Consider the following 13,601-nt stretch of genomic DNA (forward strand, 5'->3'; position numbering starts at 1 on the left):
TTACATTTTACAGCGGAAGGCTCATTTGTCGGCTTCGCTCAATCAGCTCGATGCCAACGCTTATTCCAACCAACCTCACACCACGACCATTCGATCTAGATAGCGCCTGTTCGCACAAGTTGATAAAGAAAGATCTTTCTAGTTTTTGATGTTTGTGCTCAACAGTCGTTTGTTGAAAGTCATCAAACTTGAGCTTAACACCCAAACGAGAAATGGCCTTATCTGTTAGTGCTTTTTTCAACCTAACCTCAAGTTCAACATACAGGGAATCAATGACATTTATGCACCCATCGAGGTCATGAATGTCAGTCAAAAATGTTCTTTCAACACCAACAGACTTTCTTACTCTCTCAACAACAACAGGCGTATCATCAACACCGTGACACCTCAGCCAAAGAGTATGGCCAAATTTACCAAAGTGCTTTAGCAACGTGCTTTTATCAGATGCTTTGACATCCCTGCCTTTAAACAAGCCGAATTTACTCAGCTTTTCCAATGTAACCTTACCGACTCCATTGATCTTCCCTAGATCTAAGTCGTCAATGAAGCTTTGGATATCAGCAGGTGCAACAACGAATATTCCATTCGGCTTGTTAATATCAGAGGCAACTTTGGAAACAAACTTGAGAGGTGAAACGCCCGCAGAAGCAGTGAGCTTTAGTTCTTCTTGTATTGCGCGCCGAATGTCTTGTGCAATCAATGTTGCAGATCCGCTAAACAGTGGAGAGTCTGTAACATCAAGATAGGCTTCATCAAGAGAAAGGGGTTCTATCAATGATGTATATCGGCCAAAGATCTCATGAATTTGCTTGGAGACTTGACGGTATTTCTCCATGTTACCGCTAATAACGGTGAGATTAGGGCACAGTTTCATAGCCTGTGCAGTAGGCATAGCGGAACGAACGCCGAACGCTCTTGCTTCATAGTTACAAGTAGAGATCACTCCTCGGCCATTCTTTCCACCGATAGCAATAGGTATGTTGCGCAACTGAGGGTGATCCCTTGCCTCAACAGCTGCATAGTAACAATCTAGATCTATGTGTATGATTTTTCTATGCATTCCCGTCACATCCAAAATACCGATGACTAAGTGACTAAAAGTCTAATACAAAATGACTGACTTATACTAATTATACTGTTTATCCAACCAGTTATCGAGGGGGTATATACACTCTCTCATTCAACCCATTTGCCAAAACCATGTTAAGTAAGAATTATAATGGTTTGTTGTCTTTGACAAGTGCTCAGCCATAAGGCTTTTAGTTGGCTTCCCCTCTCTTGATGAGTAACTGGTGAAATGGATTATTCTTTACGTAACAAAGCCTATTCAGGGCTAAGTGAAAGACAGAATCGGCGTGGTCAATGTTTAATTTGGCTAGGCTATCCCTCCCTCACCACCCCTAAAGCTCATAGAATCACTGTTGTGAGCCCGCCAGTTAATCATGAGACCGTGGCCACTAATGAGAAGACTGCTCAGACCATGGCGATTTGTTTTCGCTCAACCTATTGAAGAAACGAAACCATCCATAAAACCAAACAAGAAAACATAAAAAAGAACATATTTGCATATAATTTAATAATCAATTATGTTGATTTACATATAATAATTACAAAGGTCAGTTAAATTTTGACGATAACTTTATTGACTCAACGGGCAAGTACACTCCATTGGTATCATTGGCTTGTACTTTTTTGTCAGCCGTGCTCACTCTTACCGCTTGGGCGGTAACCTCGAGTCAGGTGGAACAAAAAGCAAAAACTCAATTTGAGTTTCAAGCCCATCAGTTGGTCGAACTCGTACAAGAGCGGATGTCGAAATATGAGGAGGCACTGCTCGCAGGAGTGTCAGCCTTACATATGTATCAAGCGCCTGCCTCAAGAGCAGACTGGAAAATTTTTGCTGACCAGTTTGATGTCCCTCGACACTTTCCAGGCATCAACGGTATTGGTGTTATTCACTACGTTCCTGATAACAAAATAAAGCGGTATTTAGAATGGCAAAGAAAGCAACTGTCTGAATATGTGCCGCATCCTGCTCGAACTGCTTCCGAATATTGGCCTATTACCTACATTGAACCAATGCAAAATAACCTAAAGGCCGTGGGACTAGACATGGCACATGAAAACAACCGATACACCGCAGCCAAAAACGCCAGATTAACAAATACAGCCACCATCACTGCTCCAATTACCTTAGTTCAAGACTCAGAAAAGGCGCCGGGTTTTCTGTTTTATGCCCCCTGGTTTTCTGATGAAGTTCCTGAGTACTACGGAGATACAAAAGATGGTTTCTTAGGTTTAGTTTACGCCCCATTTATCGTAAATAAATTGATGAACGGGACTCTCTCTGGAGAGAAACGACTCGTGAATTTCAGTCTCTATGATAATCAAGAATTACTGTACAGTGATCTTAATGTATCAAACATGCGCCATCATTCAGATCCGCACTTTACACAAACTCTAGAGTTGAATATATACGGTAGAGTTTGGACCTTCGTTATTCAAAGTTCGCCGTTGTTTGAAGCGCAGCAAAATACCACTCAACCTCTGCTTATTCTTGTCTTCGGTATTATCGTGGATGGCTTGTTATTTATCCTATTTCTCATGTTGGTTCGTGAAAAAGATCGAGTCGATGAGTATGCAAAGCATTTAACCAAAGATTTGCAATTGCGCACAGACAAGTTAGAAACGGTCACAAAAGACCTTCAAGTCAGAAATCAAGCATTGCAAGAGGCAAATAGAGAACTTGATCAGTTCGCCTATGTCGCCTCTCATGATCTGAAAGCCCCTTTACGCGGCATTTCCCAGCTAGTGACTTGGTTAATCGAGGAATTATCGGAGTTTTTAACCCCTCAAACAGAACAATATGCGTCTTTGCTGAGCAACCGCGTGCAGAGGTTGGAAAAACTGTTGGATGATTTACTCGCTTACTCTCGTGTGGGGCGTAAGCCTGGTCAGCTAGGGAGATTTAATCTCGAGCAATATTGTAAAGAGACATTAGAACTGATTTCTCCCCAACGTAAGATCTCTTTGGTTTGCCACAACCATATCGGAGAGTTTGAGACATTAACGACACCTCTTGAATTAATACTTCGTAATTTAATCAGCAACGCCGTCAAACATCACCACAAGGAAATAGGAACCATTTATGTCTCAGGAGAGGATATCGGAGACATGTATCAGTTTGTGGTTGAAGATGATGGACCAGGGATCCCAGAACAATTCAGGGAGAGAGTGTTTGAATTGTTTCATACCTTACAACCGAGAGACACTGTTGAGGGAAGTGGTTTAGGTCTTTCTATTATTAAGAAAGTTCTGGATTTATACTCATGCCATTATTCTATTGACTCTAGCTCACTCGGAGGATGTGCTTTTCGTTTCTCATGGCCCAAAAATAACCCCGTACTCGTTAAGGAAGCCTCATGACATCCCCTGAATGTAAACCTGTTAATATTCTCTTAGTGGAAGACGATGATATTGATGCAATGGGCATCGAGCGAGCACTCAACACTTTGAAGTTACTTAACCCTATTTACCGAGCTAGAGATGGAATAGAAGCCTTAGAATGCTTGCGAAATGGGGAAATACCTCCCCCTTGTATTGTGCTTCTCGATTTAAACATGCCTCGAATGAATGGACTTGAATTTCTTGGTGAAGTGAGAAGAGATGATGAGCTCTGCTCTCTAGTGATTTTTGTGCTAACCACCTCGAGAAGAGATGAAGAAATTACGGCAGCGTATGAAAAAAATATCGCAGGTTACATGGTCAAATCTTCGGTGAGCCAGGACTTTAATGAAGTTCTTGCTTTTTTAGATAACTACTGGCGCATCGTAGAATTACCAGTTCAATGACTCATGGCGGCAGCATATGAAAGTATTAATTATTGATGACGATACCATCGATAGACTTGCAATTAAGAAAACATTGCGTAGTACAGATTTGCCTATCTCGATAATAGAAGAAGCGCAAACTGCTCATGAAGGGTTAGACAAAGCCCTTAAACAATCTTTTGATGTGATTTTACTGGACTATCAACTGCCACCATCAACGGGGATGGAAGTGCTCATTGCACTCAAATCAAATTCGGATTTTTCCACGTCTATTGTCATGCTCAGCCATAGTAATGACGAAGAGTTGGCTTTGAAATGTATTGAGATGGGTGCTCAAGACTTCGTGATGAAAAATGAAATTTCTTCGATCCGCTTGAGAAGAGCGATTATTATCGCAACAGAGCGCTACTTTTTAGAGCAAAAGGTACTCGAGACTCACACTCAGCTAAAACAACTTGCTGAGACTGACACGTTAACAGGGGTATTTAATCGACACTTTTTTGATGAACGCTTAAAGAAATTTTTACTTATGGCTTCGCGTAGCCAAACACCTTTAGCGCTCTTGCTCATCGATGTGGATCGTTTTAAAGACATCAATGACCAATATGGGCATGTCACGGGAGATCATGTTTTACAGGAAGTAGCACAAAGACTTCAATGCAACACTCGAGATAGTGATTCTTTATTTCGTATAGGAGGTGACGAGTTTGCAGTGATTGCAACTAACTTAGCGTCTGAAGAGCAGGTTGACTTAATTGTACGACGTATACTCTCTGCGTTTGAAAGTAATTTCAACATTGACCAGCAATGTATTGAGGTTTCTATTAGCATCGGGGTAGCCAGTTATCCTGAGTGTGCATCAAACTCATTAGAGTTGAGAAAGTGTTCAGATATCGCGCTATACAGGGCAAAAGAGAAAGGTCGAAAACAGGCACAGTACTATTCTAAAGCCTTTCATGATACGGTTGATCAACGTTTACGCATTGAAAGTAACCTTAAGCAAGCCATACAAAAAGAGGAATTTGAATTACATTATCAACCTCAATTTGACAAATCAATGCGACTTGTTGGCGCCGAAGCGTTGATTCGTTGGTATCATCCAGATCTAGGCTTCGTCCCACCAGACGTATTTATTCCAATTGCAGAAGAGTCTGGGCTCATTGAGAATATTGGTGAATGGGTGATTGAAACGGCGATTAGGCAAATGTCGATATGGCGAACAGCATGCTTCTTTCCTGAGTCTTTTACGTTAGCAGTGAACCTTTCTCCGAAACAACTATCCGCTCCTCAACTGGTCGAAAGGGTTGCTGCATTTTTGCATTTGTATGGAGTCGGTGCTTCTCACATTGAGTTTGAAATTACTGAAAACTGTTTACTCCCGAAAGGCAACGCTTCGAAAACGTTAAACGAGCTCAGTCGGTTAGGTATTCAAATCGCCATTGATGATTTTGGTACTGGCTATTCATCCTTATCTCATCTCAAATATTTTCCAATCGATATTATCAAAATTGATCGCAGCTTTTTAAAGGATATCGAAGTTCACACTTCTCGGCAGTTGTTTGAAGCCATCTGTGCATTTGCACGCTCACTTAACTATGAGATTATTGCTGAGGGAATAGAAACTCCTGAGCAACACAGAGCTTGTAACTCTATGAATGTGTCAAGAGTTCAAGGATTTAAATACTCCAAACCACTTACCGTAGAGAGCTTTGAAAAGAGGTATTTACTCAAAGTTTGGAGAGAGGGGTAGGAAAAGTGTTCGAGTAAACATTTTTTAAATTCACCAAGTAACTTCTGAAATGTTTTAACTCAACCACAAGAAATGTAGCTCACTCAAGGTGCCTACTTTAGTTTGATTCGTTTCCCTCAAGCAGCCCCCATCAAACTCGGTTGATATCTATGCTTTACAGTAAACGTATATTTAGCCGAGTCACCTTCTCTTTTAAACTACATTCTGATTATAGTGTAAAGGAGAAAGAAAATTGTTAGCGAATATCAGATACACAACTGGAGAACTCAGCAAAGGCTTTGTTGCTTAAATAGATGGAACTAAATCTAGAAGCTACGATCTGATCGGCTACACCCATCAATAGTCGTAGCCTCATGCCGAAACCTCGTTACAAAACAACTAACTGGAGACAGTACAACAAAGCCTTAATCAACCGTGGTTCTCTGACCTTTTGGATTGATGAGGAAACGATAGCCGAGTGGAAACAAAACAAACAAGGCAAGCGTGGTAGACCTCGCCGATTCAGCGACCTAGCCATTACTACCGCACTGATGGTGAAACGCATTTTCTCTATGCCATTGAGAGCGCTACAAGGTTTTCTAGACTCTGTATTTAAGCTGGCTCATATCCCGCTTATTTGCCCGCACTACACCTGTATAAGCCGTCAAGCTAAGGAAGTTGAGGTTTCATTTAAAACCAAAACCAGAGGAGCAATACAACACCTGGCAATTGATGCCACTGGCCTCAAGGTTTATGGCGAGGGTGAATGGAAGGTCAAGAAGCATGGTACTGATGGGAAGCGTAGAGTCTGGCGTAAACTGCATATTGCAGTAGATACAAGCACTCACGAAATAGTCGCAGCAGAGCTGAGTTTATCTAACGTAACCGATGCCGAAGTGCTCCCCAACTTACTAAAGCAAACGCGTCGTAAAATAATTGAAATATCAGGTGATGGTGCTTATGACACAAGGAATTGTCATGATGCGATACGGATTAAGCGAGCGGCTGCGCTTATCCCACCACGAGAAGGGGCTGCATTCTGGGAACAAGGGCACCCTCGTAATTTAGCAGTAGGTTGTCAAAAGCTCTACGGCTCCAACAAGAAATGGAAAAAGTGGTATGGTTATCACAAGCGCTCACTATCAGTGACAGCAATGTACCGAGTAAAACAGATGCTAGGTGGGAAATTAAGCCTAAGAAATTACAATGCTCAGGTTGGCGAGACTTACGCTATGCTCAAAGCACTGAACAAGCTTACAGGACTTGGTATGCCTGAAACTCAGTATATTGCTTAATAAGGGAACAACTTTGGGCAGCCATGTCTTCCAACCGAATTAAGCAACAAAGCCGTTGTGGAGTGGTCGCTTGTATAGCTTATAGTGAGGTTCGCTTGATAGATACAGCTCCTTTAATTATAAATTAGTGAGCTAGATAGAGCCCCAAAAGATAACTTTTGGGGCTCATCGCGGTTAAAGTTTGATGTCTTTAGTCATACCAGCTTCAGCGTGTCCCGGAATGTTGCATGCAAGCTCTATATTCTTATCACCTTGGAAACTCCAAATTAGTTGTTCCGTTTTACCTGGCTCGACGGTGATAGAGTTGCCTGAACTGCCTGAATGATGCATTTGCTGGCTGCTCATCTTTCTCATCATTTCTCTGTGTTCTAATTGCTCTTTTTCAGAACCAATCGAAAATTCGTGGTTGATTTTTCCGGTATTCATAACCACAAACTGAACAACATCGTTTGGTTCAATCTTTATTTCTTCTTTAAAGGTGATTTTCATATCGTCTGAGAGTGTGACATAAGCGATTTTAGTCGGTTTTAAACTAGGCGCAGGCATGCCGACATCAGACATCCCCTCGGAGCTCATCGTATTACCATGATCCATTGCTCCTTGGTTAGTCGTTGTCATATCCGCTAGTGCAGCAGAAGAGCTTACCGTTAGGGCAATAGCTAGAGCGAGTTTTTTCATATGTATATTCCTTACTATTGGAGCTGATATTTACTTTGTTTCATGCTGTTTCCACAGCTTAAATATTGCCGGGATAACGAGCAGAGTCAGTAGCAGGGCAGATGCCATACCACCAATCATGGGGGCAGCAATGCGCTGCATGATTTGTGAGCCTGCGCCTTCTCCATACATAATGGGGATGAGGCCAATAATAACGGTAACAACAGTCATCATTACCGGGCGGACACGCAACCCGGCGCCTTCACGAATGGCGTTATTCAGATCATCAGGCAATAAGGGCACTTTTTTATCCTGAGCTTTCAGCTTGGTAAAGTGCCAGGCCTGATTGAGGTAAACCAGCATGATGACTCCAATTTCGACGGCGACGCCTGACAGGGCGATAAAACCGACCCCTACTGCGATAGACATGTTGTAATTGAGAACGTACATCAGCCACAGCCCGCCAACCATCGCGAGTGGTAATGTCGTCATTATGATCAGTACTTCTCCCACGCGACCAAAGCTGAAAAACAGCAGTAGCGTAATAATGGTGAGGGTAATTGGAATAACAATGCTGAGACGCTGTTTAGCACGTTCCATATATTCATACTGACCAGACCAGGCAAGTGAATAACCTGCTGGGAGTTTCAGCTCGTCTGCCACACGTTTTTGAGCTTCACTAACGTAAGAGCCGAGGTCACGGTCTTCAATGTCGACAAATACCCAGCCATTAGGGCGGGCATTTTCGGTTTTAATCACAGGAGGACCGTCTTCATAGCGAACATCTGCGACATCAGCCAGCGCAATTCGGGCACCGTTTTGAGTGACTAATGTTAAGTTTTGCAGTTTATCGACAGAGTCGCGGTAGTCTTGTGGATAGCGAACATTGATAGGATAACGCTCAAGCCCTTCAATGGTTTCACCCACATTCATTCCGCCTACAGCCGTTGATACCACCTGCTGAATATCTTTGATACTCAAACCGTAGCGTGCAGCAGAGCGACGTTTGATATCCACAGTCACATAGCGTCCACCAGCAACTCGTTCTGCGTAGACAGAGGCGGTGCCTCTGACACCATTTAAGATAGGTTCAAGTTCAGAGCCAATACGTTCAATCGTTTTTAGCTCAGGGCCGACAATTTTAATGCCAATAGGCGTTTTGATCCCGGTAGAGAGCATGTCTATACGGGTTTTAATCGGCATTACCAAGGCATTGGTGACACCGGGGAACTGGAGTAATGTATTGAATTCTTTACGCAGAGATTCTGTTGTGACTCCTTCCCGCCATTCTTCGCGAGGTTTCAGTTGAATAACCGTTTCGATCATCGTCAGTGGCGCAGGGTCAGTTGCAGTATCGGCACGGCCAACTTTACCCCACACCGATTTTACTTCCGGAACGGTTTTTATCAGCTTATCCATTTGTTGCAATAATTCACGGGCTTTACCAACAGAAATGCCTGGGAAAGTGGTTGGCATATACATTAAATCGCCTTCATCCAGAGGAGGGATGAATTCACTGCCAAGCTTGCTGGTTGGATAGTAAGCGGACGCCATTAGGGCAATCGCTATAACTATCATCGATTTTGGATAATTAAGGCTAATGTTAAGCAGCGGACGATACAGTCCAACCAGTATTCTGTTTACCGGATTCTTATGTTCAGGGAGAATTTTACCACGGATAAAATAGCCCATTAATACAGGGACTAATGTTACCGACAGGCCCGCCGATGCTGCCATCGCATAGGATTTAGTGAAAGCGAGAGGTGAGAACATCTTGCCTTCCTGTCCTTCGAGTGCAAACACTGGCACAAAGCTTAGCGTGATAATAAGCAGTGAGAAGAATAGTGGGGCTCCCACTTCCTGAGCTGCATCCCCAATGACTTTCCAGCGGTTCTTATCGGTGAGCGGTGTTCGTTCTATGTGCTTATGCACATTTTCTATCATTACGACGGCACCATCCACCATCGCGCCAATAGCAATGGCAATACCACCCAGTGACATGATATTTGCGTTGATACCCTGCCAGTGCATAACAATAAATGCCGACAAAATCCCGACAGGCAGGCTAAGCGCGATAACTAAAGATGAACGAATGTGGAACAGGAACAGTGCGCAGACAATCGCCACAACGATGAACTCTTCCGCCAGTTTTTTCCAAAGGTTATCAACGGCTGCATTAATCAGGGTTGAACGGTCATAAGTCGGAACAATCTCAACACCTTCTGGCAGGCCGAGTTTCAACTCCTCCAGTTTGGTTTTGACATTACTGATTACCTTGCTCGCATTCTCGCCAAAGCGCATTACAATAACGCCACCCACGGCTTCACCTTCACCATTGAGTTCAGAGATACCACGGCGCATTTGTGGGCCGACTGAGATATCAGCGATATCACCCAGCATCAAAGGTGTCCCTTCTTTCGTGACTTTGAGTGGTAACGCCTGGATGTCCCCAATACTGGTCAGGTAACCGGTAGTACGGACCATATGCTCCGCTTCAGCAACCTCGATAACGGATGCCCCGGTCTCCTGGTTACCGTTTTTAATCGCCATATTTACTTGTTGAAGTGTCAGGTTATAAGCTCGTAGTTTTGCCGGATCAATCTGGATCTGATATTGCTTAACCATGCCGCCAACGGTAGCCACTTCCGACACACCATCGACGGTTTGCAGTTCATATTTTAAGAACCAATCCTGCAAACTGCGTAGCTGCGCTAAGTCATGTTGCCCGGTTTTATCCTGCAATACGTAACTGAACACCCAGCCTACACCGGTCGCATCTGGCCCCAGTGTGGGTTTGGCATTTTCAGGCAATTTAGGCGCAACCTGACTTAAATACTCCAGCACGCGGGAGCGAGCCCAGTACATATCGGTTTTATCATTAAAAATGATATAAACGTAGGAGTCGCCGAAGAAGGAGTAGCCACGAACGGTTTCTGCACCGGGTACAGCCAGCATCGCGGTTGTGAGTGGGTACGTGACCTGATCTTCCACTACCTGTGGTGCTTGTCCCGGATAGCTGGTTTTGATGATAACCTGCACATCGGAAAGGTCCGGAATAGCGTCAACGGGAGTATTTTTAACACTGAACAAGCCTGAGGCGACCAGAGCAACTGTTGCCAGTAGCACGATAAGGCGATTGCTCAGGGACCAGCGAATAATGGCGTTAATCATTGTTCGCCTCCCAGGTGCTCAATGTCTTTTAACGAATAATTGTCCTTATCTTTTTCAACTAGAAACCGGACACGGTCACCTTCCTGAATACCGGATAGCTCAACGTCGGGGTCAACTTTGAAATTCATTTCTCCCGCATTCCAGTGCCATTCGGATACCGGTAAGTGTTTAAGGGTAATCATGCCGAAATCTTTCATCAGCATGGTGATGTTTCCTTCTAGCCATACACTTTCGTTGGTGCTAACACCATCAATACGCGATAAATCAGCAGATTGACTGGACTCTGAATCCAACAGGAATTGAGCGGAAGATACGACGTTACTTTTATCAGTCAGCCCTTCAAGAACTTCGACCTCATTTCCGGCTTCACGTCCGATACGGATACGTGCAGAGCGGAACTTACCATCACCTTCAGACAGTACAACACGTGTCATGCCACCTGAACGAATGACCGCTGATTTTGGAATGGTCAGTACGGATTCATCGGTGACAGTCTGTAAGGTGATGTTGGCAAACATGTTAGGTTTCAGCTTGCCTTGTGGGTTGGGGAATTTAAGGCGCAGTCTGAGAGTTCGGGTTTGTGGATCTAAGATAGGATAGACGTAGTCAATCTCACCATCCCATTCCTGGCCCGGAAGTGCATCCAGCTTCATTTTCGCTTTGCTGCCGACCTTAACCCATTGTGATTGACGTTCAAAGACTTGGGCAACAACCCACACGTTATCTAGCGACCCTGCACTTATCACGGTTTGAGCCGGTGACAAATATCCACCCTCGCGAACATTTAAGCTGGCAATAATACCGTCAGCTTTCGCTTTGATATCAATGGATTGAGATGCTCTACCACGTTTTACGATGGATTGGATTTGTGGGAGGTCTACACCTAATGTGATGAGACGCTCGGTTGCGCCTTTGATTAATCCTCTACGACCTGTCCGGTAAGCGTTAAGAAGTTCTTCCTGCGCCTTAACCAGTTCAGGAGAGTATAGGGTAAACAATACATCGCCCTGATTCACTTTATCGCCGATAGCGCTGACGTTAAGTTTTTCTACCCAACCAGCAACACGGACGTTGATTTGCCATAAACGGCTTTCATCGAACACAATGTAACCTACAGTGTCGATGCTTGGTGACAACGGTGTAAGCTGAGCCTGTACCACTTTGACACCCAAATTATTTTCAACAGAAGGATCGATGGTGACCGTTCCTGGCTTACTTTCTTCGGCGCCATCTTCGGCATAAACAGGAATTAAGTCCATACCCATTGGCGATTTACCCGGCTTATCGCGTTTGTAGCTTGGGTTCATGGGTGCGACCCAGTAAAGAGGCTCATTGCTGGCTTTCGCATTACTTGCGGTATTGCTGGTTGTCTCATTACCCAAAGCCGAATGCGTTAATATCGTTTGCGCACCAAAGCCCAGTGTCGCGCCAATAATGAGCGCGATGGTTGTAACGTGAATAGTTTTCATTAGTTGACCTCGTTATTACTGCTCTGACGATGTAGCGAGTTGTGGCGTATCTACCTGATATTGATAGCTATTGAGTAGCGTTGACAGATTGTTATTCGTCAGATTTAAATCGGTGATAAGGCGTTGATATTCGAGTTTTAGAGCGAGCTCGTCTCGGGTGGCGAGGATCACATCATTGAATTGTGCGGTGTTGTTCTGGTAACCGCGTTCGGTGGCTTTCACCTGAGAAACTGCCTGAGGTATCAGTGTTGATTCAAAACGTTCAATGCGTTGTGACAAGTTGTTTTGATCAACAAGTAACGAGTTTACCTTCGCATTGAGCTGTTTGAGTAAGGTATCTTTTTGAAATTGAGCAGCACCTACCTGATATTGAGCCGCGGCTAAGTTTTGGTCCTGACGGTTTCCGGTGAATAAAGGAATGTCCATAGTGATGAAGGCGCTGACCACATCCGATGCCGGTTCACCTTTCATGTTGTTGGCCTGACGATAGCCATACGCCATTTCCACACCAAATTGTGGTGAGTAGGACTCTTTTGCAATATCGACCTGTGTACGGCTGGCTTCAATAGAAACATCGACCATACGAACCGTTGGGTATTGGTTAAGTCGCGAGTAGTAGTTACCGTTACTGGAGGTGTTTTCCAACGCCTGCAACACTGACCAGTCCAGAGTATTTGAAGCCTGTAACTGATTTGCACTGAGTAACCAATCAGAGCCAAGCCACTCGGATAATTGAGTCGTCAGTCTTTGTTGTGTCTGTGCATTAGCCTGAAGTTTTTCATCAAGCTTAGTCACCTGAAGCTGGGCGTTAATCAAATCCTGAGCTTCACTTTTTCCGATGGAATAGTTGGTTTGAATAAAAGCCTCGAGCTCTTCCATGAGTTGTTTATTTTCTAACAGAATCTTATGTGCTACCTGCTGATAACCCAACTCCAGCCAAACTTTTGTGATAGCATTGATGACTTCCAGCTCTCTGGCGGTCACTTTTAGCTCAATTCCACTGGCTTGCTGGTTGGCTTTTATGCTGTTCAGTTCAAGGGTGTCTCCACGACCAAATTGCTGTGAGATACCAGCAGAGATATTGGTCATCGCATCTTCATCGAATGCGAAGCTGTCTACCGGCAGACCTGATACTCCAAGTTTGAGCTTTGGATCTTGCTGGGTAGAACTAGCTTTCCCTGTTGCTCGCATGGCCTGTGCTTGCGCATAAAATTGACGGCGAGAATCGTCATTCGCCAGTGCTGTCGTAATAATTTGAGATAGCTGATTGGCGGCCATAGACTCTGCGTTACCTGGCTTTTGCTCACCAGCGTATGCAGACGCAGCCGTCCATACCGCTGCGCTGATAGTCAGCGCCAAAAGGCATTGTTTTAATTTCACTTATTTAATCCATCACAGAGCGCGTGGCGCGCATGAGAGCTCTTCCGTATGAATTGACGGAACCTAAATA

9 protein-coding genes are annotated in these 13,601 nt (G+C 44.2%); 4 read left to right on the forward strand and 5 right to left on the reverse strand.

What is annotated here, in order from left to right; all coding sequences use genetic code 11:
- Positions 1-7: 7 nt before the first annotated feature.
- A complete protein-coding gene (dinB, locus tag P4S59_RS11550) occupies positions 8-1,060 on the reverse strand; it encodes a DNA polymerase IV (protein WP_086586506.1) in 1,053 nt (350 codons plus the stop codon).
- A 680-nt stretch (positions 1,061-1,740) separates the two neighbouring features.
- Between dinB and P4S59_RS11555 the strand changes: the two genes are divergently transcribed.
- The 4 genes from P4S59_RS11555 (at position 1,741) to P4S59_RS11570 (ending at position 6,854) form a co-directional block, all read left to right on the forward strand.
- On the forward strand, positions 1,741-3,426 hold the full coding sequence (locus tag P4S59_RS11555) for a CHASE domain-containing protein (protein ID WP_257381999.1): 1,686 nt from the start codon (positions 1,741-1,743) through the stop codon (positions 3,424-3,426).
- Entirely contained in the window at positions 3,423-3,851 is a 429-nt protein-coding gene (locus tag P4S59_RS11560) for a response regulator (protein ID WP_025590354.1), read from the forward strand. Before P4S59_RS11555 ends, P4S59_RS11560 begins: the two co-directional genes overlap by 4 nt.
- A gap of 16 nt (positions 3,852-3,867) precedes the next feature.
- The gene (locus P4S59_RS11565; protein WP_337168425.1) at positions 3,868-5,580 is read left to right on the forward strand and encodes a two-component system response regulator; all 1,713 of its coding nucleotides are present in this window, start codon (positions 3,868-3,870) and stop codon (positions 5,578-5,580) included.
- 353 nt (positions 5,581-5,933) lie between these two features.
- Entirely contained in the window at positions 5,934-6,854 is a 921-nt protein-coding gene (locus P4S59_RS11570) for an IS5 family transposase (protein WP_086586504.1), read from the forward strand.
- 174 nt (positions 6,855-7,028) lie between these two features.
- Here P4S59_RS11570 and copI read toward each other — a convergent pair whose 3' ends face one another.
- From copI to P4S59_RS11590, 4 genes are read right to left on the reverse strand one after another with little or no spacing between them, the layout of a single operon-like run.
- Positions 7,029-7,532, reverse strand: coding sequence for a copper-resistant cuproprotein CopI (gene copI / locus P4S59_RS11575; RefSeq protein ID WP_337168426.1), 504 nt, complete (start codon positions 7,530-7,532; stop codon positions 7,029-7,031).
- 30 nt (positions 7,533-7,562) lie between these two features.
- Positions 7,563-10,682 (reverse strand): efflux RND transporter permease subunit, encoded by a 3,120-nt coding sequence (locus P4S59_RS11580; protein ID WP_086586502.1) that lies wholly within the window; start codon positions 10,680-10,682, stop codon positions 7,563-7,565.
- Positions 10,679-12,151: an efflux RND transporter periplasmic adaptor subunit gene (locus tag P4S59_RS11585; protein WP_337168427.1), complete on the reverse strand. Its 1,473-nt coding sequence runs from the start codon at positions 12,149-12,151 to the stop codon at positions 10,679-10,681. The genes P4S59_RS11580 and P4S59_RS11585 overlap by 4 nt, the downstream gene beginning before the upstream one ends.
- Positions 12,152-12,166: 15 nt before the next feature.
- A complete protein-coding gene (locus P4S59_RS11590; protein WP_086586500.1) occupies positions 12,167-13,531 on the reverse strand; it encodes a TolC family protein in 1,365 nt (454 codons plus the stop codon).
- Positions 13,532-13,601 lie beyond the last annotated feature (70 nt).

Source organism: Vibrio sp. M60_M70 (assembly GCF_037162085.1).
Classification (GTDB): Bacteria; Pseudomonadota; Gammaproteobacteria; order Enterobacterales; family Vibrionaceae; genus Vibrio; species Vibrio diabolicus.

Coding starts and splice junctions, on each gene's coding strand:
- dinB (WP_086586506.1), bottom strand. CDS start 1,060: ATGCATAGAAAAATCATACACATAGATCTAGATTGTTACTATGCAGCT.
- P4S59_RS11560 (WP_025590354.1), top strand. CDS start 3,423: ATGACATCCCCTGAATGTAAACCTGTTAATATTCTCTTAGTGGAAGAC.
- P4S59_RS11565 (WP_337168425.1), top strand. CDS start 3,868: ATGAAAGTATTAATTATTGATGACGATACCATCGATAGACTTGCAATT.
- P4S59_RS11570 (WP_086586504.1), top strand. CDS start 5,934: ATGCCGAAACCTCGTTACAAAACAACTAACTGGAGACAGTACAACAAA.
- copI (WP_337168426.1), bottom strand. CDS start 7,532: ATGAAAAAACTCGCTCTAGCTATTGCCCTAACGGTAAGCTCTTCTGCT.
- P4S59_RS11580 (WP_086586502.1), bottom strand. CDS start 10,682: ATGATTAACGCCATTATTCGCTGGTCCCTGAGCAATCGCCTTATCGTG.
- P4S59_RS11585 (WP_337168427.1), bottom strand. CDS start 12,151: ATGAAAACTATTCACGTTACAACCATCGCGCTCATTATTGGCGCGACA.